The sequence below is a fragment of the Pseudomonas sp. UM16 genome, from assembly GCF_050312595.1.
Classification (GTDB): domain Bacteria; phylum Pseudomonadota; class Gammaproteobacteria; order Pseudomonadales; family Pseudomonadaceae; genus Aquipseudomonas.
This window is the reverse complement of sequence record NZ_JBNPJT010000005.1, coordinates 86,084-107,267: the sequence shown is the minus strand read 5'-3', so window position 1 is coordinate 107,267 and position 21,184 is coordinate 86,084. Positions and strand designations below refer to the sequence as shown.

Here is a 21,184-nt window from a genome sequence, read left to right as displayed (position 1 = left end):
AGTGAGTTGGGAAAAGTGATAGGGCTTAGTGAAAATAATTTAGATTTTGATTGCAGTGACCGCGGCAGGCGCGGCTAGTCGCCGGCAAGGCCGACTTCCACAAGGTATTGGCTGGTTTTGTGGGAGTCGGCATGGCTGGCGATCAGGCTCAAGGATTAATCGCGGCGTGCCACCACCGTCACCCACCACGGGGTGTGCTGTTCGATCTGCACCGGCAGGGTCGGCAGCAATGAAGTCAGGGCCAGGTCGCTATCGTTCAGGGGGAAGCTTCCGGTAATACGCAAGTTGGCCACCTCCGGCGCAACCCCCAGGTAGCCAGTGCGGTAGCGGCTCAGCTCTTCGACCAGGTCAGCCAGGCGCACGTTGTCGACCACCAGCATGCCGCGGGTCCAGGCATCGGCGCCGGAGCGCAGGCCTTCTATCTGACCGAGCTGATCCTGGCTCATCAGCACTTGCTGGCCTTCATGCAGAATCTGTTCATCGCCACTGTCTTGTGGCTTGGCGGCCACGGCTGATTGCAACACGCTCAGGCGCGTGCCCTGGTCTTCCAGCTTGACTAGAAAGCGTGTACCCAGCGCACGCATGCGCCCATCTTCGGTGGCGACGACGAAGGGGCGATCGTCCTTGTGGCCGGTCTCGATGGAGATTTCACCCTCGTGCAGGACGATCAGGCGTTCTTCTCCATCGAAGCGGATATCTACCGCCGAATGAGTGTCGAGGCTGATCAGTGTGCCGTCGGTCAGGCGCAGGCTGCGCTGCTCCCCGGTGGCTGTACGTTGATCGGCCAGCCAATAGCCCACGGATTGATAGGCACTGGCCCAGCCCAGTAATCCCACTACCAGGGTAAGGCTGGCAACACTGCCGCCGAGCTTGCGCACGCGTTGGCGCAGGCCCGCGCGCGATTGCAGCAAAGCCTGGCGCGCCGGTCCGGCTGCGGCGCTGAAGCGCTGGTCGAGCATGCCCAATTGCATCCAGGCCCGGGCGTGCTCTTCACTGGCTGCATGCCAGCGGTCGAATTCGGCACGCTCGTGCGCACTACCGCTGCCAGAGTCCAGGCACAGCTGCCAGGCGATCGCGGCATCAAGGACGCGAGAGTTAACGGGTTGGTTACTCATATCGGCTCGCCATACAAGGCGATGTAGCACTGACGCATGCCTTGGGCCAGGTACTGGCGCACTCTGGAAACTGAAACCCCCAGGCGTTCGGCTATTTGCGCATGATTGAGGCCGTCCAGGCGGTTGTAGAGGAATGCCGCGCGGGCCTTGCTCGACAACTTACCCAGCAGACGATCAATGGCTTTGAGGTCTTCGAGAATCAGGTGTTGTTCTTCCGGGGACGGTTGCTCGGCTTCAGGGATCAGCATCAACTCGGCCAAATAGGCCTGCTCCAGTGCCGCGCGACGGAAGTGATCGAACAGCAGGCCCCTGGCGATGGCCAAGAGAAACGCTCGCGGTTCACGCGGTGCGGGCAGCTGCTCGCGACCGAGCAGGCGTACGAAGGTGTCCTGACTGAGGTCTTCGGCACGCTCGGCGCAGGCGATATTACGCCGTAGCCAGCCGAGCAGCCAGCTGCGATGGTCGCGGTAGAGCGTACCGACCAGCTCACTGTGTGGGCTTTGTACGGACGACAAGGCGTTCCCCGAAAAAGATGCGTTAACTAACGAGAATTATTCGCGATTGTGCAGAATCTACTCGTGGAACGCAATTGACGCTCATCGGATTGCCCTAGAAACCGTGACTTTGTTGTCTTCGCCGCCGCCAGCGCTGCAGGTGCTGGTCCAGTTGCGCCGGGCTGTCCAGGTGCTGGCGCCGGGCCTGGCTGAATAGAATCAGGGCCAGTTCGGCGGTGACCATGGCATCGGCACTGGCATTGTGCCGTTCGATGGCTTCCAGGCCGAAACATGCCGTCCAGTCATCCAGCCCGGCCTCGCGCAGGGTGATCTGCGGATTCAGCAGCGGCGCAAGTTCGGCGACATCGAAGAACGGATGTTGCAGCCGGTAGCCCAAGTGGTCTTTCAGGGCGCGGGCAAGCATGCGCTGGTCGAAGGGGGCGTGGAAGGCCAATACCGGGCTGCTGCCAATGAAACTCATCAAGTCGAGCAAGGCCTCGGCCGGATCACAGCCCGCGGCGATAGCGCTAGGCCCCAGGCCGTGAATCAGCACGCTGGAGGTCAGCTTGTGATCGCGTTGGAACAAGGTGCGTTCGAATTGTTGGCTGAAGTCTATGGCGCCGTCTTCGATGACCACCGCGCCAATCGATAGAACTTCATCGCGTTGGGTGTTCAGGCCACTGGTTTCCAGGTCCAGGACTACCCAGCGTTGGCTGCGCAGGGTGTCTTCACTGAGCGCGGCCGCTGGAGTAATGTGCATGGCCTGCTGGCGTATATGGTCTTCGATCTGGCGAGGCCGTAACCAGGCAAACAGACTCACAGCTGATACCTCAAGGCCAGGCTGCTCTGCAGGCGCTGGGCCTGGCGCAGGGACTCGCGCAGTATGCGTCTGTCCAGGTGGTTGAGGCTGTCAGGATCGACACGATTGGAGTAGGGCAGGTTTTCCCGGCTCTGAAGCTGGTGTTGCTGCATGCGGGTTTGCTGGATGAAGTGATAAGCCTCCTCATAAGCGGCGCCATCGAGCGGGTCGATCACCTCCCGCGCCACCAGTTCGCGCAGGCGTTCCAGGGTGTTGTTGGTGCTGATGCCATTGGCCAGGGCCAGCAGACGGGCACCGTCGACAAAGGGAGTCAGCCCCTGAACCTTTAGGTCCAGGGTGCCGGCCTTGTCATTGCCTTGGCGGGTTAACACGAACTCTCGGAATCGCCCTACCGGCGGGCGCTGGCGCAAGGCGTTGTTGGCCATCATGCGCTGAAACAAACGGTTGTCGGCTACCTGCTCAAGAATGGTCTGGCGCAGCTGTTCGCAGGCGCCCTCATCACCCCACACCGCGCGCAGGTCAAAGTAGATGCTCGAGGCCAGCAGGTTCTCCGGGGTGGCTTCGCGAATGAAGGCCGCGAAGCGCCGCGCCCATTCGGCACGCGACAGGCACAGCTCAGGGTTGCCGGCCATGATGTTGCCTTTGCACAGGGTAAAGCCACATTGCGCCAGGCCCTGGTTGATGTGTTGCGCCAGCGGTAACAGGCGGCCGCGGATTTCGGCGGCGTGAGCCGCATCGCGGGCTTCGAAAATAATGCCGTTGTCCTGGTCCGTATGCAGGGTCTGTTCGCGCCGCCCTTCACTGCCAAAGCACAGCCAGCTGAACGGCACGCCCGGATCGCCTTTTTCCGCAATCGCCAGCTCGATCACCCGGCACACGGTGTGATCGTTGAGCAGCGTGATGATCTGTGTGATCTGTGTTGAAGATGCACCGTGGGCCAGCATGCGCTCGACCAATTGGCTGATCTCGCCGCGCAGCGACACCAGGCTTTCGATCCGGGTGGCATGGCGAATGGTCCGGGCCAGGTGCACCAGGTCGACCCGTTGCAGGGAGAACAGGTCGCGCTCGGAAACCACGCCACACAAGCGCTTGTCCTCGACCAGGCAGACATGAGCAATGTGACGTTCGGTCATGGCAATGGCGGCATCGAACGCACTGGCCTGGGGGCTCAGATAGAACGGCCCAACCGTCATATGGCCGGCAATCGGCTGGGCAAAATCGGCGCTGGCATCGGCAACTACCTGGCGTAGGTCGCGCAGGGTGAAAATGCCGATAGGAAAACGTTGCGCGTCGATGATGACGATGCTGCCGACCTGCTGCTCGTGCATCAGCGCCACAGCTTCGCGCAGCGGTGTTTGCGCTTCGCAGACCACCGGGTGGCGCATGGCCAATTCGCCCAGGCGGGTATTGAGTGAGTATTGCGTGCCTAAGGTTTCCACCGCGCGACGCTGGACCTGCTGATTGACCTGGTCGAGCAGACTGCTCACACCTCGCAGAGCAAAGTCGCGAAAAGCTTCGGAGAGAGCGAACAGGCGAATGAACGCGGCTTTGTTCAACTGCAGGCAGAAAGTGTCCTCTCCTGCCCGGTGTTCAGTACGCGTAGCCCGTTCGCCGAGCAGGGCCGCGAGGGGGAAACACTCGCCACTGGTTATCTCGAAGGTGGTTTCGGTGCCGGGGCGGCTCACGTGTTGGCGTTCGCCGACCACGCGGCCTTGCTTGACGATATAGAAGTGTTCGACCGGCCCGTCACTGGGCTTGATGATGCTGTCATTGGCCGCATAGAAACGTAGCTGGCACTGTTCGACGAGAAACGCCAGGTGAGCGTTCTCCATCTGGTTGAACGGTGGAAAGCGCTGCAGGAACTGCAGGGTTCCTTGGATATTCTGCAGTACCGCAGTCTTCCCGGCCTGGGTGAAGGCGTCCATTTTGCTCATGAGCATTTACCGCGTCTTTGTGTCGAGCTGTGTACATCGACCTTGTTGTTTTCGACCCTCATGGTCGGTCGCAGGGTGCTCACTGCCCATTGGACGTAAGTCTAAATGGAGCGACGGGCAGGGTGAGAAACGCGACGGGTGTCAAATTGCCGACGAGAGGCGGGTTGCAAGGCGATCAAAAGCAGTCTGAACTTGATTCGAGGGACATTTTACGAGTCATTGATGATGAGACAGCCATGCCCGACCAAGAAGACATACTGAGTGATGCTGAGCGTGAAGCGCTGGCAACGGTTACGGCACCGCGGGCTGCGCCACAGATGGTATTGATCGTTGATGACAATCGACCGGCCCGTGATGCCTTGGCCAGCTACTTGAAAGCCAAGGGCATCAAGTGCGTGACGGCGGAGAACGCCGAGCGGGCGTTGCTGTGCCTGAAAAGAGATCGGGGCATCGGCCTGTTGATTACCGATCTGCGCATGGAGCCATTCGATGGCCTGGAGCTGATTAGGCAGATTCGCGAATCGGAGAAAGCGGCATTGCCGATCATCATCGTGTCCGGTGATGCTGACGTACCAGATGCGATTGCGGCGATGCATTTGAGTGTCGTCGACTTTTTGCTCAAGCCAATCGATCTGGACAAATTGATGGTGCTGGTGCGCAAGGAGTTGGGGATTTCTTCGGTCTGAGAGGTTCCATCGCCGGCAAGGCTGGCTCCTGGTAGGAGCGGGTCTTGCCAGCGATGGGCTGCAAAGCAGCTCCCGGGCGTTACAGGCCGTTCTTGGCCTTGAACTCACGACGACGACGATGCAGCACCGGCTCGGTGTAGCCGTTCGGCTGCTTGGTGCCTTCTACCACCAGTTCGACCGCCGCCTGGAAGGCGATGTTGGTGTCGAAGTCTGGTGCCAGCGGGCGGTACAGCGGGTCGTTGGCGTTCTGCTTGTCCACCACTGGTGCCATGCGCTTGAGGCTTTCCAGCACCTGAGCCTCGCTGACGATACCGTGACGTAGCCAGTTGGCCAGCAACTGGGCGGAGATCCGTAGGGTGGCGCGGTCTTCCATCAGGCCGACATCGTTGATGTCCGGCACTTTCGAACAACCCACACCCTGGTCGATCCAGCGCACAACGTAGCCGAGGATGCCCTGGGCGTTGTTGTCCAGCTCGTTACGTTTTTCTTCCTCCGACCAGTGGGTGTCGGTGGCCAGCGGGATGGTCAGAATATCGTCTACCGAAGCCGGTGCACGCTTGGCCAGTTCGGCCTGACGGGCAAATACGTCGACCTTGTGGTAGTGCAGCGCATGCAGCGCGGCGGCCGTCGGCGACGGTACCCAAGCGGTGTTGGCACCCGCCAGCGGGTGAGCGATCTTCTGCTCGAGCATGTCGGCCATCAGGTCCGGCATGGCCCACATGCCTTTACCAATCTGGGCGCGGCCTTGCAGGCCGGTAGCCAGGCCGATATCGACGTTGGAATTCTCGTAGGCGCCGATCCACTTCTGGGTTTTCATGGCGCCCTTGCGTACTACCGCGCCGGCTTCCATGGAGGTGTGGATTTCGTCACCGGTACGGTCGAGGAAACCGGTGTTGATGAACACCACGCGCTCGCTGGCAGCTTTGATGCAGGCCTTGAGGTTGACCGTGGTACGGCGTTCCTCGTCCATGATGCCGACCTTCAAGGTGTTGCGCTTGAGGCCCAGGACATCTTCGATGCGGCCGAACAGCTCGTTGGTGAACGCCGCTTCTTCAGGCCCGTGCATCTTCGGCTTGACGATATACACCGAACCGGTACGGCTGTTCTTGCGGCTGGTGTTGCCGTTGAGGTTATGGATTGCGGCAAGGTTGGTGATCAGGCCGTCGAGGATGCCTTCAGGCACTTCGTTGCCGTCTTTGTCGAGGATGGCGTCGATGGTCATCAGGTGACCAACGTTGCGCACGAACAGCAGGGAACGGCCGTGCAGAGTGACAGTGCCACCGTTCGGTGCGCTGTACTCGCGGTCCGGGTTCATGGTCCGGGTGAAGGTCTGGTCGCCTTTGCTGACGCTTTCGGACAGGTCGCCCTTCATCAGGCCGAGCCAGTTGCGATAGATCACTACTTTGTCATCGGCATCAACGGCGGCGACCGAGTCTTCGCAGTCCATGATGGTGGTCAGGGCGGCTTCCATCAGCACGTCCTTGATCCCGGCAGGGTCGGTCTGACCGACTGGGGTGCTGGCATCGACCTGGATTTCGAAATGCAGGCCGTTATGTTTGAGCAGGATCGCGGTCGGTGCCGAGGCATCGCCGCGGTAGCCGATCAGTTGTGCGTCATCAGCCAGGCCGCTGTTGCTGCCACCCTTGAGGGCAACCACGAGCTTGCCGGCTTCAATGCGGTAGGCAGTGGAATCGACATGGGAGCCGGCAGCCAGAGGTGCGGACTCGTCGAGGAAGGCACGGGCGAAGGCAATCACCTTGTCGCCACGAACCTTGTTGTAGCCTTTGCCTTTTTCCGCGCCACCGGCTTCGCTGATAGCATCGGTGCCGTACAGGGCATCGTACAGCGAGCCCCAGCGGGCGTTGGAGGCGTTCAGGGCAAAGCGCGCATTCATCACCGGTACAACCAGTTGCGGGCCGGCCATGCGGGCAATTTCGTCGTCGACGTTCTGGGTCGAGGCCTGGAAGTCTGCAGCTTCTGGCAGCAGGTAGCCGATGTCCTGAAGGAAGGCTTTGTAAGCCACGGCATCGTGAGCCTGGCCTTGGCGCGCCTGGTGCCAGGCATCAATCTGTGCCTGCAGCGCGTCACGTTTGGCCAGCAGTGCTTTGTTCTTTGGAGCGAGGTCGTTGATGATCTTTTCTGCCCCCACCCAGAACTGCTCGGCGTTGACGCCAGTTCCGGGAATGGCTTCGTTGTTCACGAAGTCGAACAGGACTTTGGCGACCTGAAGGCCACCGACTTGAACGTGTTCAGTCATTGCTTGCCTCACTCTGCTCAGCTATTCAGCTCTTCTATTTAAGCCTTGCGCGCTTCTCTAAACACGGCACCAGAACATGCCCTAGGGGCGACTGGGTGCGGCCAGCCAGACAGGCTGGCGGGCGTTGGCGTATTTTCACAGGCGCCTTGGCAGACATCGATTCGACGTTTTGTAGTCCGCGCTGCGGCATACTACATGATGCGCTGCGGTTGTGAAAATTAGACTAAATACGTCGTTCTGCGACCAATCGGTCGCAGAGGGTCACGCTGGGAAACAGTATGTTCTCAAAAAAGTGGCAGATTGTTCCAGATAAATCTTGAAACAGTACACGATTAGTCATCAAGGCCTGCTGCGGCAGGTTGCCGCGCCTTGCCTATACTTTCTGCGCGCCCTTGTTTTTTGGGCGTCCGAAGGCAATCAGCAGAGGAATGGCGCGTGGATCATCTCGTATTGACAGTAATCGCCCCGGACAAGGCAGGCCAGGTCGAGCGTATTGCCGAGTGCATTGCCGAGCACAACGGTAACTGGTTGGAGAGTCGCATGTCGCGCATGGCCGGGCAATTCGCCGGGATCCTGCGTGTGGCGGTACCCGCTGAAACCTATGATGAATTGGTCGAGGCGCTGCAGGCTTTGGGTAAGTACGACATTCGGGTACTGATTGCCGAAAGCGGCATCGAGCCGTCGTGCACCTGGAAACCGATCGCCATGGAGCTGGTGGGCAATGACCGTCCAGGCATCGTGCGTGACATCACCCGCTTGCTGGCCGAGCAAGGGATCAATCTTGAGCGCTTTACCACCGACGTACGCCCGGCGCCGATGAGCAGCGAGCCGTTGTTCCATGCCGATGCTTTGTTGGCGATGCCGCTGACCCTTTCCCTGGATGTCCTGCAGGCCAAGCTTGAGGCGCTGGCGGACGATCTGATGGTGGAGCTCAAGCTGCGGCCGGAAGAATAGTTATCCCGGTTTGCCGGGGACCGGCCTGTGGATAAGCTGGGGGAAGCCTGCGCCAGCCCAAGCGGGCCGTGGCTTTGCTGCAGTTGAGCAAAAAACCACCAATAATCAGGGGCTTGTGCACAAAGCACGGGGATGAGGGTGTGGATAACCTTGGGAGCGGTTGCTGCAGGCCACGAATAACGTGGCTTGCAGCAGTTTGTACGTTTTTTGATCAGCTGCGGCGGCGCAGACTCAGCCAGGCATCGACGCTGTAGAGGGCAAGGCCAGCCCAAATAAACATGAAAGCAACCAGCGTACTGCTCGACAGGTGCTCACCAAACAACAGCACTGCCTGCAGCAGCACCAACGTCGGTGCCAGGTACTGCAGGAAGCCCAAAGTGGTGTAGGGCAGGTGGCGAGCGGCAGCGTTGAAGCACACCAGCGGTACCAGAGTGACCGGCCCAGCCGCAATCAGCCAGAGTGCCTCACTGCTGGTATAGAAGCTGGGATCGGCGCTGGCAGCCAGCGGGTTAAGCAGTAGCCAGCCGATGGCCAGAGGCACCAGCATCCAGGTTTCCACTACCAGCCCCGGCAACGCCGCGACCGGGGCCTGTTTGCGGATCAGGCCATAGAAACCAAAGCTCAAGGCCAGCACCAGCGAAACCCACGGCAGACTACCCACCTGCCAGACCTGCTGGGCCACACCTACTGCGGCCAGGCCCACGGCAACCCACTGAAGGCGGCGAAGGCGTTCACCTAGTAGCATCATGCCCAACAACACGTTGATCAGCGGGTTGATGTAGTAACCAAGGCTCGCTTCAAGCATTCGCCCGTTGTTCACCGACCAGACGTAGGTCAGCCAGTTGCCGGCAATCAGCGAGCCGCTGAGGGCCAGGATCGCCAGGCGTTTAGGGTTGTCGCGCAGTTCACGCCACCAGCCCGGATGCTTCCAGACCAGTAGCAGCAACGAGCCGAACAATGCCGACCAGAGCACGCGGTGGACAATAATCTCCACCGAGGGAACGCTTTGCAGCGCTTTGAAATAGAGCGGGAACAAGCCCCAAATGATGTAGGCGGTAAGGCCCAGTATGTACCCGCGGCGCGGGTTGGCAGCGTGCATGCAGATTCCTTGCTTAGGCAGCTATCTAAAAGCATCGCTATTGTAGACAGACTCGTGCGTGCTTCAGAACAATTTCAGCGGTTCTTCATCCAGTGCTGCCATCTGTTCGCGCAGGGCGAGAATCTGGTCACCCCAATAACGCTCCTGGCCAAACCAGGGGAAGCTGCGCGGAAATGCCGGGTCGTCCCAGCGGCGTGCCAGCCAGGCGCTGTAATGCAACAGGCGCAAGGCACGCAACGGTTCGATCAGGGCCAGCTCACGGGGGTCGAAATCATGGAACTCGTTGTAGCCATCCATCAGCTCGGCCAGTTGTCCGAGACGCTCATGGCGATCTCCGGCGAGCATCATCCACAGGTCCTGAACGGCGGGCCCCATGCGGCAATCATCGAGGTCGACGATGTGGAAGATCTCGTCGCGGCACATCATGTTGCCGGGATGGCAGTCGCCGTGCAGGCGGATGGTTTGATGCGGGGTGCTGGCGTAGATGGCTTCGACGCGCTTGAGCAGGTCGCGGGCAACTGACTCGAATGCTGGCAGCAGGCTTTTGGGGATAAAGTTGCCGTCAAGTAAGGTGGCCAGTGAGGCGTGGCCAAAGTTATCCACGGCCAGGGCTTCACGGTGCTCGAACGGACGGGTAGAACCGACTGCATGCAAGCGCCCGAGCAACTGGCCGAGGCGATAGAGTTGGTCGAGGTTGCCAGGCTCCGGGGCGCGGCCACCGCGACGGGGGAACAGGGTGAAGCGAAAACCGCTGTGTTCGAACAATGTCTCGCCATTGTGGATAAGTGGCGCCACTACAGGGACTTCACATTCGGCCAGTTCAGCGGTGAAGGCATGCTCTTCGAGGATGGCTGCATCGGTCCAGCGGTCAGGACGATAGAACTTGGCAATCAGTGGTTCAGCTTCTTCGATGCCTACCTGGTAGACGCGGTTCTCGTAGCTGTTGAGCGCCAGCACACGGGCATCGCTGAGAAAGCCGATGCTCTCCACAGCGTCGAGGACCAGGTCGGGGGTGAGGGTTTCGAAGGGGTGAGACATGTCTGCTCCTGCTGTGCGGCAGGTGGCCGCATCATGCAGGCATGGTACCCCACCTGAGGGGGGGGCTGCCGATTGATGCGGCCATGGTGGGAGCTGGCCGTGCCAGCGATGCAGACACTGCGCAACAACGGACACGCGTCGATTCCATCGCCAGCAAGGCTGGTCTTACTGGAAAGTTCAGGCGCCGATGATGCCTCCATCCTCGCGGGTGATTGCCATCACCGATGAGCGCGGCTTGCCATTGGGCCGGTGTTCTGGAAAGGTCGATCCGCCCGTTTCGCCTGGATGTTGAATCCCCACGAACAAGGTGCGCTGGTCTGGCGCAAAGGCGATGCCGGTTACTTCGCACGCCACTGGCCCAACCATAAAACGACGAATCTCGCCACTGACAGGATCGGCACAAAGCATCTGGTTATTGCCCATACCGGCAAAGTCACCGGCATTGCTGTAATCGCCGTCAGTGAGAATCCACAGCCGGCCATCGGCATCGAAACCTAACCCGTCGGGACTGTTGAACATGTTCTGCGGGGTAATGTTGCTAGAGCCGCCCTTGGCATCATTTGGATGGACCGAAGGATTGCCGGCAACCACGAACAGGTCCCAATCGAAGCTCTTGGCGCCATGGTCATTGTCCATTTCGCGCCAGCGCAGGATCTGCCCGTAAAGGTTTTTTTCACGCGGGTTGGGGCCGCCCGCTGGCTGGCCTTCTTCGCCGCGTTTGACGTTGTTGGTCAGGGTGCAATAGATCTGGCCATCTTTGGGACTGACCACGATCCACTCCGGGCGGTCCATGCGCGTTGCCTTCAATTGGCTGGCAGCCAGACGGGCATGAATCAAAACCTGAGCCTGGCTGGCGAAACCGTTGGCGGCGATCAGGCCGTTTTTGCCATGGGTCAGTTCCAGCCATTGGCCTTTGCCGCGTGGATGGTCGGCATTCTGGTCGCCGTCGTCAAAACGCGCGACATACAGGGTGCCGTGATCGAGCAAGCTGCGGTTGGCGCTAGGTGTCTTGTGATCGATGCGGTCGCGGCTGATGAATTTGTAGATGAATTCGCCGCGCTCATCGTCGCCCATGTACACCACTGCGCGGCCATCGCGGGTTTCGGCCAGGGCGGCGTTTTCGTGTTTGAAACGACCCAGGGCGGTACGCTTGATCGGCGTCGAGTCGGGATCGAACGGGTCGATTTCGACCACCCAGCCGTGGCGGTTGAGTTCATTGGGGTTCTTTGCCAGGTCGAAACGCGGATCGTGCGGGTGCCAGCCGATTTCCTTGCTGGCGACTGAAGCCCCGTAACGCTTCTGCCCTGCGTCGAATACCTGGGCCGGATCACTGCTGCCGAAGCAGTCGGTGAAGTTCTCTTCGCAGGTCAGGTAGGTGCCCCAGGGCGTCTTGCCGTTGGCGCAGTTCTGGAACGTGCCCAGTGCCTTGCGGCCACTATTGTCGGCTGCGGTCTTGAGCCAGGCGTCGCCAGCCGCTGGGCCGCTGATGCGGATCGGTGAGTTGCCGTGAATGCGGCGGTTGTAGGGCGAGCCCTGAACGAACTGCCACTGGTCGTTGCTGCGCTTGACCTCAATCACCGATACGCCTTCGGCAGCCTGTGCCTTGTGCACTTCTTCGGCGGAGCTTGGTTGCCCACCATGGGCAAACAGGTAGCGATAGTTGGTGTATTCGTTGTTGATCGCCATCAGTGCCCGATTGTCATCATCGGCGAAGGGGAACAGGCTCATGCCGTCATTGTTGTCACCGAACTGCAGTTCCTGCGCCTTGGCAGTGCCCTGACCGGAGGGGTCGAAAGCGGGGCCGCCAGCATGCAGGGGCTGGCCCCAACTGATCAGCACTGAAGATTGGTACCCGGCCGGCAGGCTGATGCTGTCGGCAGTGGCACTGGGGATACTGGCGAAGCCGAGCAGGCGGCTGTTGCCCGCACTGACGCTGGCGGCCATGACGCTGCGACTGAGCAGATTGCCACCCAGAAACAGCGCGGCGCCGCACAGGGCTCCGGCTCCAATGAAACGACGTCGGCTGGGGCTGACCAACTGTTCGAGGTCGGTGAACTGATGTTCTTCTAGTAGGTGCATGACAGGCTTCCTGCGGGTTTGGCAGTCACCTTAGTCAGGGCTTGTGACGGTTTTGTGTCCGTTTTTATAAGGGCGTTCCGATAAGCACGTAGGAAGGTTGAAACTGAACCCGTAACTGGCTACCGGGTTTCACTGCATGGGCCTTGAGCCAGGCGGGTTCAGCGAAGGTGCACAGGGTTTGCTTGTTGCTCAAGATCAAGCGAACTTCCGTCGGCCCTTGTGTCTCATCGAGTAGTGCTTCGACCTGAGCTTGCAGGCAGTTGTAGCCCTCAAGCACAAGCGCTTGTGGCGCAAGCAGGGACAGCCAGCCCGCTTTGATTAATGCCACTACCGCGGTACCGGGGATCAGTTCCAGGTGTTGGGTGCTGTCACGGGTGATTAGCGCATCGATGCTCAACTCCCCGGCCAGGGCCAGGCTGATCCGGTCGTAATGTCCTTCAGCTTGAATTGCGCTGACGCGCCCGTGTAGTTGGTTTCTGGCGCTGGTGCGCAACATTAGGCGTCCGAGCAGATCGAGATCGCTGGCGTCTTCGGCGGCTCCCAGAATCTGCGCCTGCAGTGCTTGCAAACGCTGGTACAGGCGCAGGACCCGCAGGCCTTCCTGAGAAAGCTTGGCGCCACCGCCGCCGCGACCGCCGACACTGCGTTCAACCAGCGGGCTGGCCGCCAGGTTGTTGAGTTCGTCAATTGCATCCCAGGCCGCTTTGTAACTCATCCCGGCGCTTTTCGCCGCACGGGTGATCGAACCTTGCTCGGCAATGTGCTGCAGCAAGGCGATGCGCTGAGGGCGGCGAACGATGTGTTGGGTGAGCGGGGCGGGCAAGGACATGTGCGGGCACGGGCATCAGGCAAGTATCAGCCCCGAAAGTGCCCGCAGCCGGGCGCCAAGTCAAGTACTGCCGGGCTTGGCGGTGCGCGCCAGGCAATAGACGTCGACCCGGCGGGCGCCGGCGCTGAGCAGCAGGCTGGCAAGCGCCTGAGCGGTGGCGCCGGTCGTCAGTACATCGTCGACAAGGGCCAGGTGCCGCCCTTCCAGCAGTTCGCTGTGTTCCACGGCAAAGACCTGCTGCAGATTACGCTTGCGCTCACTAGCCTTCAGCCCTTGTTGCGCTGGTGTATCAATCAAGCGCTTGAGTAAGTGCTCGTTGCTGCTGATTTGGATTTGCCCGGCTAGCCATTGGGCGAGCATGCCTGCCTGGTTGTAACCGCGCTGGCGCAAGCGCCGACGGCTCACGGGCACGGGCAACAGCAGAGCAGGCCGTGGCAAGCCTTCGCTGAAACGATGCGTCAGCCAGCGACCCAGTAACTGCGCCAGCAAGCGCCCCAGCGGCCACTGGCTGTGGTACTTGAAGCGACTGATCAGTGCATCCAGTGGGAAGCCATAGTGCCAGGGCGCTTCAACCCGATAGAAGGCCGGTGCGCGACGGCTGCATTGAGCGCAGGTCAGGCCGCGCATCGGCAACGGCAGGGCGCAGACCTGGCAGCCATCTTCTAGCCACGGCAGTTCGGCCTCGCAGGCCACGCACAATGGATACGGCTGTTCGGTGGCTTCATTGCACAGCAAGCATTCATGATCATTATTTAACCAGTTGTAAACCTGTTCCTTGCATGGTGGTTGACAGTGCATTGGGCTTCCTTAACTATGCGAGCTATCCGTGATGCGCTGGCGGGCATTCCTGTCCCGGCGCCAGACCAAGCCTAAAACAAGGAACCGCCGATGAGCGCCAGCACAACTGCAACAACACGTCACGACTGGACCCTGGCCGAGGTCAAGGCACTGTTCCAGCAGCCGTTCAATGACTTGCTGTTCCAGGCGCAGACCGTGCACCGCGCGCATTTCGACGCCAACCGGGTACAGGTTTCTACCCTGCTGTCGATCAAGACCGGCGCCTGCCCGGAAGATTGCAAATATTGTCCACAGTCCGGTCACTACAACACCGGGCTGGAAAAACAGAAGCTGATGGAAGTGCAGAAGGTCCTCGAAGAGGCGGCTCGGGCCAAGGCCATTGGCTCCACCCGTTTTTGCATGGGGGCGGCGTGGAAGCATCCATCGGCCAAAGACATGCCTTACGTGCTGCAGATGGTCAAAGGGGTCAAGGCCATGGGCCTGGAAACCTGCATGACCCTGGGCAAGCTCGACCAGGAGCAGACCCAGGCACTGGCCGAGGCCGGGCTGGATTACTACAACCATAACCTCGACACTTCGCCGGAGTTCTACACCAGCATCATCACCACGCGTACTTACAGCGAGCGTCTACAAACGCTGTCGTACGTGCGTGATGCCGGCATGAAGATCTGCTCGGGCGGTATTTTGGGCATGGGCGAGTCGCTGGACGACCGCGCCGGCCTGCTGATCCAACTGGCCAATCTGCCAGAGCATCCAGAGTCGGTACCGATCAACATGCTGGTGAAAGTCGCCGGTACGCCGCTGGAAAATGCCGAGGAGGTCGATCCTTTCGACTTTATCCGCATGCTCGCGGTGGCGCGGATTCTGATGCCAAAATCCCATGTGCGGCTGTCGGCCGGCCGTGAAGCGATGAACGAGCAAATGCAGGCCCTGGCCTTCTTTGCCGGTGCCAACTCGATTTTCTATGGCGAGAAGTTGCTGACGACCGCCAACCCGCAGGCTGACAAGGACATGCAGCTGTTCGCCCGCTTGGGCATCCAGCCTGAAGCCCGTGAGGAGCATGCTGACGAAGTCCACCAGGCGGCTATCGAGCAAGCCCTGATTGAACAGAAGAGCAGCGAGCTGTTCTACAACGCCGCCTCGGCCTGAGGCGGTCATGGCTTTTGATCTACGCGCGCGACTGGAACAACGTCGCGCGGCCGACCTGTATCGCCAGCGGCCATTGCTGCAGAGCCCACAAGGCCCGCAAGTGGTGGTCGATGGTCAGCCGTTGTTGGCTTTTTGCAGCAATGATTACCTGGGCCTGGCCAATCACCCTGAAGTGATCGCTGCCTGGCGCGCCGGTGCTGAGCGTTGGGGCGTCGGCGGTGGTGCTTCGCACTTGGTGATCGGCCACAGTACCCCGCATCACGAGGTGGAAGAGGCGCTTGCCGAACTCACCGGACGCCCGCGTGCACTGCTGTTTTCCACCGGCTATATGGCCAACCTTGGTGCCTTGACGGCACTGGTGGGGCAGGGCGACACAGTCCTGCAGGATCGCCTCAACCATGCCTCATTGCTCGATGCCGGGCTGCTCAGTGGCGCACGTTTCAACCGTTATCTGCATAACGACGCGAGCAGTCTGGCCAGCCGCCTGGACAAGGCCGTGGGCAACACGCTGGTGGTCACCGATGGGGTGTTCAGCATGGATGGCGATATTGCCGACCTGCCGGCCCTGGCCGCTACAGCCCAGGCCCGCGACGCCTGGTTGATGGTCGATGATGCCCATGGCCTGGGCACCTTGGGTCGCAATGGTGGTGGGATCGTCGAGCATTTCGGTTTGAGCCTTGAACAGGTGCCGGTGCTGATCGGCACGCTGGGCAAGGCTTGCGGCACTGCGGGTGCCTTTGTGGCTGGCAGTGAGGATTTGATTGAGTGCCTGATCCAGTTCGCCCGCCCCTACATCTATACCACCAGCCAGCCGCCAGCCCTGGCGTGTGCCACGTTGCGCAGCCTGCAACTGCTGCGTAGCGAGCATTGGCGTCGCGAGCATCTGGCAGCGCTGATCCAGCAGTTTCGTAGTGGTGCCGAGCAGATTGGCCTGCAGTTGATGGACAGCTTCACGCCGATTCAGCCAATCCTGATTGGGGGCAGTGCGCGGGCGTTGCGGTTGTCGCAGATGCTGCGTGACCGCGGCTTGCTGGTGACCGCGATTCGCCCACCGACAGTGCCAGCGGGCAGCGCACGCCTGCGGGTAACCTTAAGCGCAGCGCACAGTGTGGCGCAGGTGCAGCTATTGTTGGATGCATTGGCCGACTGTTACCCGCTGCTGGAGCCTGCTGATGCGTAACCGACTGGTACTACTGCCGGGCTGGGGCCTGGGACGTTCTGCATTACAGCCGTTGGTGGCGACATTGCGCGCTATCGACCCCGGCTTGCAGGTCGAGATTCACGACCTGCCCACCCTGCTTTCGCATGACCCGAAGGATTGGCTCGACACGCTCGACCGGCAACTGCCACGCAATGCCTGGCTCGGTGGCTGGTCGTTGGGCGCAATGCTCGCTGCCGAACTCGCGGCGCGCCGTGGCGATGACTGCCACGGTCTGATAACCCTGGGCAGCAACCTCAGCTTTGTCAGCCGTCCTGATTGGCCGCATGGCATGGCTGCCGATACCTTCCAGACCTTTCTCGAAGGTTGCCGTTATCACACCCAGGTCACGCTCAAACGCTTCGTTTCGCTGTGCTCGCAAGGTGCGCAGGAGCCACGCAGCCTGGCGCGCCTGCTCAGTGCCAGCATGCCGACGCCTGCACCGGAACAGCTAGTGGCCGGGCTTGAAGTGCTCGGCCAGCTGGATACTCGCAATGCCTTGCAGGCCTATGGCGGCCCGCAGTTGCATCTATTCGCCGGGCGTGATGCGCTGGTGCCGGCGGAAGTCGCCGGGGTGTTGCTCGAAGAATTGCCCGACGTGGAAGTCGGGCTGCTTGAAGACGGTGCTCATGGTTTTGTGATGGAAACACCTCATGAGTTGGCGGCTGCAATAAAGGCCTTTGTACATGAGAGTGGCGATGACTGATCTTTCTCTGCCGGGCCTGCCCGGTGCCTTGCCTGACAAGCGCCAGGTGGCGGCTTCGTTTTCGCGTGCTGCCGCCAGCTACGACAGCGTCGCTGAATTGCAACGCGCCGTGGGCAGCGCGTTGCTCGAGCAATTGCCTGCGGGTGTCAATCCGCAACGCTGGGTCGACCTGGGTAGCGGTACCGGGCACTTCAGTCGCGCCTTGCGCTGGCGTTTTCCCCAGGCTGGCGGTATTGCTGTAGATATCGCCGAAGGCATGCTCCAGCACGCCCGAGGGCAAGGTGGGGCGCACTACCATGTGGCCGGCGATGCCGAGCGGCTGCCGTTGAAAGACGCTAGCGTCGAGCTGATCTTCACCAGCCTGGCGGTGCAATGGTGTGGTGATTTTCGCAGCGTGCTCAATGAAGCCCGACGCATCCTGCAACCCGGCGGTGTGCTGGCTTTTGCCAGCCTCTGCGTAGGCACGCTGCATGAGCTGCGCGAGAGTTGGCAGGCGGTCGACGGCCTGGTCCATGTCAACCGCTTCCGCCGCCTGGAGGACTACCAGCGTTTGTGCGCCGAAAGTGAGTTGCAGGTGCTGGAGCTGGAGGCCCGTCCCCATGTGTTGTACTACTCCGATGTACGCAGCCTGACCCACGAACTCAAGGCCTTGGGGGCGCACAATCTCAACCCCGGCCGCCCGGCTGGGCTGACCGGCCGGGCGCGGATGCAGCGCCTGTTGCAGGCCTATGAGCAGTTTCGCCAAGCGCAAGGGCTGCCAGCGACCTATCAAGTGGTCTACGGTGTACTGCAAAAGCCGTTGAAAGAAGGGAATTGAGATGAGCCCAGCCTATTTCATCGCAGGCACTGACACCGATGTCGGCAAGACCACCGTGGCGGCTGGGCTATTGCATGCAGCGCACCAGGCTGGCCTGAGCACGTTGGGGGCCAAACCGGTCGCTTCCGGCTGCAGCGCCAGCACCCAGGGGCTACGCAATGACGATGCCTTGGCGTTGATTGCACAAAGTTCGATCAAGCTGCCGTATGAACAGGTCAATCCTTTCGCCTTCGAGCCGGCCATTGCCCCGCACCTGGCAGCCCGTGAAGCCGGCGTGACATTGAGTGTGCAGGCGTTATTGGCACCGATGCGCCAAATTCTGGCCCAGGGTGCCGATTTCACCCTGATCGAAGGCGCGGGTGGCTGGCGTGTCCCGCTGTCCGACCAGGCCAGCCTCTCGGACCTGGCCATTGCCTTGAAGCTTCCGGTGATTCTGGTGGTCGGTGTGCGTCTGGGCTGTATCAGCCATGCCTTGCTCAGCGCTGAAGCGATCGCGCGTGATGGATTGCAACTGGCCGGCTGGGTCGCGAACATCGTCGATCCACGTACCTCGCGACTTGAAGAGAACCTGGCGAGCCTGGCCGAGCGTTTGCCTGCACCTTGTCTGGGGCGAGTACCGAAACTCAAGCAGGTCAGCGCTGAAGCGGTAGCAGGTCACTTGCAGTTGGACCTGCTGGACTAGCCTGAGTCTATCGAATGGCAACATGCCATTACTGATTTCAACGGGCCTTTTGCCAGTAGGTCTGCTTCAATAGAGGCTGTTCGCCTTCAGCGACAGGGAGTTTCGACATGGAAATCTCAGGCAACTCAGCATTCTACGCGGGGCTCGGGGCCATTCAGACCGGGCAGAACCGCGTCGATCAGGCCGCCAGCCAGATCGCCAACACCACCGTCGAGCGTGCAGCCACCAGCCAGTCCAGTGACTATCAGGCCGAACGTCTGCGTGCGGTCGACCGTAGCCAGCAGATGGACTTGGCCACCAGCAGTGTGGAAATGGCCCTGGGCAAGCATCAGGTCGAATTGGGTGTCAAAGTGGCCAAAGCATCGGACGAAATGCTCGGCACGCTGATCGACACCTACGCCTGAGCCCCTCGCCGCGCGAGCTGCGCGGCTTCAACTAGTCTTTGAGTATCAGCGCCTTGGCCTTGCTGGCAGGCGCTCGGCTGCGCGTTTGTGCGGATTTTTGCCTGATCAATCGGCCAGTCTTGCATGACCGAACTGCCCTCTGCTTGATGCTTGACAAGTTTTCGGCGTAAACGTATGTTTCAAACAACTGTTTGACCGAAAGCCACCTAGAGCTGGTCGGTATATCGCGGTCTCCCTATCCAGGATTCATCAGCAGAGGTTCATCGCTATGCCTGAGTACAAAGCCCCCTTGCGTGATATTCGCTTCGTACGTGACGAGTTGCTCGGTTACGAAGCGCATTATCAGAGCCTGCCGGCTTGCCAGGACGCCACCCCAGACATGGTTAACGCCATCCTCGAAGAGGGCGCCAAGTTTTGTGAACAGGTTTTGGCTCCGCTGAACCGCGTAGGTGACCTGGAAGGTTGCACCTGGAGCGAATCGGGCGTGAAAACCCCGACTGGCTTCAAGGATGCCTACCAGCAGTTCGTCGAAGGCGGCTGGCCAAGCCTGGCCCATGACGTCGATCACGGTGGTCAGGGTCTGCCAGAGTCGCTGGGCCTGGCGATCAGCGAGATGGTCGGCGAGTCGAACTGGTCGTGGGGCATGTACCCTGGTCTGTCGCACGGCGCAATGAACACCATCTCCGAGCACGGCACCGCCGAGCAGCAAGAGACCTACCTGACCAAGCTGGTGTCCGGCGAGTGGACCGGCACCATGTGCCTGACCGAGCCGCACTGCGGTACCGACCTGGGCATGCTGCGCACCAAGGCCGAGCCTCAGGCCGATGGTTCCTACAAAGTAACCGGCACCAAGATTTTCATCTCGGCCGGTGAGCACGATATGGCCGACAACATCGTCCACATCGTACTGGCGCGTCTGCCGGATGCTCCAGCTGGCACCAAAGGTATCTCGCTGTTCATCGTGCCGAAGTTCATGCCGACTGCCGAAGGCACTGTGGGCGAGCGTAACGCGGTGTCCTGTGGCTCCCTCGAGCACAAGATGGGCATCCACGGTAACGCCACCTGCGTGATGAACTTCGACGCGGCTACCGGCTACCTGATCGGCCCGGCCAACAAAGGCCTGAACTGCATGTTCACCTTCATGAACACTGCTCGCCTGGGTACCGCGCTGCAAGGCCTGGCCCACGCTGAAGTAGCCTTCCAAGGTGGCCTGAAATACGCTCGTGACCGCCTGCAAATGCGCTCGCTGACTGGCCCGAAAGCACCGGAAAAAGCCGCTGACCCGATCATCGTGCACCCGGATGTTCGTCGCATGCTGTTGACCATGAAGGCCTTCGCCGAAGGCAACCGCGCCATGGTCTACTTCACGGCCAAGCAGGTCGACATCGTCAAGTACAGCCAGGACGAAGAAGAGAAGAAGAAAGCCGATGCACTGCTGGCGTTCATGACGCCGATTGCCAAGGCATTCATGACTGAGGTCGGCTTCGAGGCGGCTAACCACGGCGTACAGATCTATGGCGGCCACGGCTTCATCGCTGAGTGGGGCATGGAGCAGAACGTTCGCGACAGCCGTATTTCCATGCTGTACGAAGGCACCACCGGCATCCAGGCGCTGGACCTACTCGGCCGTAAAGTGCTGATGACCCAAGGCGAAGCGCTCAAGGGCTTCACCAAGATCGTGCACAAGTTCTGCCAGGGTAACGAAGGCAACGAAGCCATCAGCGAGTTCGTCGCACCGCTGGCCCAGTTGAACAAAGAGTGGGGCGAACTGACCATGAAGGTCGGTATGGCCGCGATGAAGGACCGCGAAGAAGTCGGCGCTGCCTCGGTGGACTACCTGATGTATTCCGGTTACGCCTGCCTGGCTTACTTCTGGGCTGACATGGCGCGCCTGGCTGCCGAGAAACTGGCTGCCGGCACCAGCGAAGAAGCGTTCTACACCGCCAAGCTGCAGACCGCGCGCTTCTACTTCCAGCGTATCCTGCCGCGTACCCGCACGCACGTGGCAACCATGCTGTCGGGTGCCAACAACCTGATGGACATGAACGAAGAGCACTTCGGTCTCTCGTACTAAGTCATCTGCGGTAACGAAACGCCTGCCCTCAGCGGCAGGCGTTTTTGTTTA

19 protein-coding genes are annotated in these 21,184 nt (G+C 60.6%); 9 read left to right on the top strand and 10 right to left on the bottom strand.

Annotated elements, in window-relative coordinates; translation table 11 throughout:
* Positions 1-155: 155 nt before the first annotated feature.
* The 4 genes from ACQRAX_RS07415 to ACQRAX_RS07400 all read right to left on the bottom strand — a co-directional run bounded on the left by ACQRAX_RS07415 (position 156) and on the right by ACQRAX_RS07400 (position 4,363).
* Entirely contained in the window at positions 156-1,115 is a 960-nt protein-coding gene (locus ACQRAX_RS07415) for a FecR domain-containing protein (RefSeq protein ID WP_412039010.1), read from the bottom strand.
* Positions 1,112-1,630 carry an RNA polymerase sigma factor gene (locus ACQRAX_RS07410; RefSeq protein WP_412039011.1) on the bottom strand — a complete coding sequence of 173 codons (519 nt, stop codon included), beginning with the start codon at positions 1,628-1,630 and terminating at the stop codon, positions 1,112-1,114. The genes ACQRAX_RS07415 and ACQRAX_RS07410 overlap by 4 nt, the downstream gene beginning before the upstream one ends.
* A 94-nt stretch (positions 1,631-1,724) precedes the next feature.
* Positions 1,725-2,429: a 3'-5' exonuclease gene (locus ACQRAX_RS07405; RefSeq protein ID WP_412039012.1), complete on the bottom strand. Its 705-nt coding sequence runs from the start codon at positions 2,427-2,429 to the stop codon at positions 1,725-1,727.
* Complete coding sequence (locus tag ACQRAX_RS07400; protein WP_412039104.1) at positions 2,426-4,363, bottom strand: DUF294 nucleotidyltransferase-like domain-containing protein; 1,938 nt, start codon at positions 4,361-4,363, stop codon at positions 2,426-2,428. The genes ACQRAX_RS07405 and ACQRAX_RS07400 overlap by 4 nt, the downstream gene beginning before the upstream one ends.
* 236 nt (positions 4,364-4,599) lie before the next feature.
* Between ACQRAX_RS07400 and ACQRAX_RS07395 the strand changes: the two genes are divergently transcribed.
* Positions 4,600-5,049: a response regulator gene (locus ACQRAX_RS07395; protein WP_412039013.1), complete on the top strand. Its 450-nt coding sequence runs from the start codon at positions 4,600-4,602 to the stop codon at positions 5,047-5,049.
* Between the two features lie 79 nt (positions 5,050-5,128).
* Here the strand turns inward: ACQRAX_RS07395 and ACQRAX_RS07390 are convergent, their stop codons facing one another.
* A complete protein-coding gene (locus ACQRAX_RS07390) occupies positions 5,129-7,306 on the bottom strand; it encodes a malate synthase G (RefSeq protein ID WP_412039014.1) in 2,178 nt (725 codons plus the stop codon).
* A gap of 435 nt (positions 7,307-7,741) precedes the next feature.
* On the opposite strand from ACQRAX_RS07390, the gene ACQRAX_RS07385 reads away from it, so the two are divergent.
* Positions 7,742-8,260: a glycine cleavage system protein R gene (locus ACQRAX_RS07385; RefSeq protein ID WP_412039015.1), complete on the top strand. Its 519-nt coding sequence runs from the start codon at positions 7,742-7,744 to the stop codon at positions 8,258-8,260.
* 211 nt (positions 8,261-8,471) lie between these two features.
* Here the strand turns inward: ACQRAX_RS07385 and rarD are convergent, their stop codons facing one another.
* From rarD to ACQRAX_RS07360, 5 genes are all read right to left on the bottom strand, one after another.
* Positions 8,472-9,359: an EamA family transporter RarD gene (gene rarD, locus ACQRAX_RS07380; RefSeq protein WP_412039016.1), complete on the bottom strand. Its 888-nt coding sequence runs from the start codon at positions 9,357-9,359 to the stop codon at positions 8,472-8,474.
* Between the two features lie 63 nt (positions 9,360-9,422).
* Positions 9,423-10,397, bottom strand: coding sequence for a serine/threonine protein kinase (locus ACQRAX_RS07375; RefSeq protein ID WP_412039017.1), 975 nt, complete (start codon positions 10,395-10,397; stop codon positions 9,423-9,425).
* A 177-nt stretch (positions 10,398-10,574) separates the two neighbouring features.
* Positions 10,575-12,476 carry a PhoX family protein gene (locus ACQRAX_RS07370; protein WP_412039018.1) on the bottom strand — a complete coding sequence of 634 codons (1,902 nt, stop codon included), beginning with the start codon at positions 12,474-12,476 and terminating at the stop codon, positions 10,575-10,577.
* 64 nt (positions 12,477-12,540) lie between these two features.
* Positions 12,541-13,305: a TOBE domain-containing protein gene (locus ACQRAX_RS07365; protein WP_412039019.1), complete on the bottom strand. Its 765-nt coding sequence runs from the start codon at positions 13,303-13,305 to the stop codon at positions 12,541-12,543.
* A gap of 60 nt (positions 13,306-13,365) precedes the next feature.
* The gene (locus tag ACQRAX_RS07360) at positions 13,366-14,103 is read right to left on the bottom strand and encodes a ComF family protein (RefSeq protein WP_412039020.1); all 738 of its coding nucleotides are present in this window, start codon (positions 14,101-14,103) and stop codon (positions 13,366-13,368) included.
* Between the two features lie 90 nt (positions 14,104-14,193).
* Between ACQRAX_RS07360 and bioB the strand changes: the two genes are divergently transcribed.
* The 7 genes from bioB (at position 14,194) to ACQRAX_RS07325 (ending at position 21,133) form a co-directional block, all read left to right on the top strand.
* Positions 14,194-15,252, top strand: a complete 1,059-nt coding sequence (gene bioB, locus ACQRAX_RS07355; RefSeq protein WP_412039021.1) for a biotin synthase BioB — start codon at positions 14,194-14,196, stop codon at positions 15,250-15,252.
* Positions 15,253-15,259: 7 nt separating this feature from the next.
* The gene (gene bioF, locus ACQRAX_RS07350; RefSeq protein ID WP_412039022.1) at positions 15,260-16,432 is read left to right on the top strand and encodes an 8-amino-7-oxononanoate synthase; all 1,173 of its coding nucleotides are present in this window, start codon (positions 15,260-15,262) and stop codon (positions 16,430-16,432) included.
* Positions 16,425-17,156 carry an alpha/beta fold hydrolase gene (locus ACQRAX_RS07345; RefSeq protein WP_412039023.1) on the top strand — a complete coding sequence of 244 codons (732 nt, stop codon included), beginning with the start codon at positions 16,425-16,427 and terminating at the stop codon, positions 17,154-17,156. The genes bioF and ACQRAX_RS07345 overlap by 8 nt, the downstream gene beginning before the upstream one ends.
* Positions 17,149-17,973, top strand: coding sequence for a malonyl-ACP O-methyltransferase BioC (bioC, locus tag ACQRAX_RS07340; RefSeq protein ID WP_412039024.1), 825 nt, complete (start codon positions 17,149-17,151; stop codon positions 17,971-17,973). The genes ACQRAX_RS07345 and bioC overlap by 8 nt, the downstream gene beginning before the upstream one ends.
* Before the next feature lies 1 nt (position 17,974).
* Positions 17,975-18,655 carry a dethiobiotin synthase gene (gene bioD / locus ACQRAX_RS07335; RefSeq protein ID WP_412039025.1) on the top strand — a complete coding sequence of 227 codons (681 nt, stop codon included), beginning with the start codon at positions 17,975-17,977 and terminating at the stop codon, positions 18,653-18,655.
* Between the two features lie 107 nt (positions 18,656-18,762).
* Positions 18,763-19,059 carry a pyrroloquinoline quinone biosynthesis protein PqqE gene (locus ACQRAX_RS07330; RefSeq protein WP_412039026.1) on the top strand — a complete coding sequence of 99 codons (297 nt, stop codon included), beginning with the start codon at positions 18,763-18,765 and terminating at the stop codon, positions 19,057-19,059.
* Positions 19,060-19,327: 268 nt separating this feature from the next.
* Positions 19,328-21,133, top strand: a complete 1,806-nt coding sequence (locus ACQRAX_RS07325; protein WP_412039027.1) for a phenylacyl-CoA dehydrogenase — start codon at positions 19,328-19,330, stop codon at positions 21,131-21,133.
* Positions 21,134-21,184: the final 51 nt, after the last annotated feature.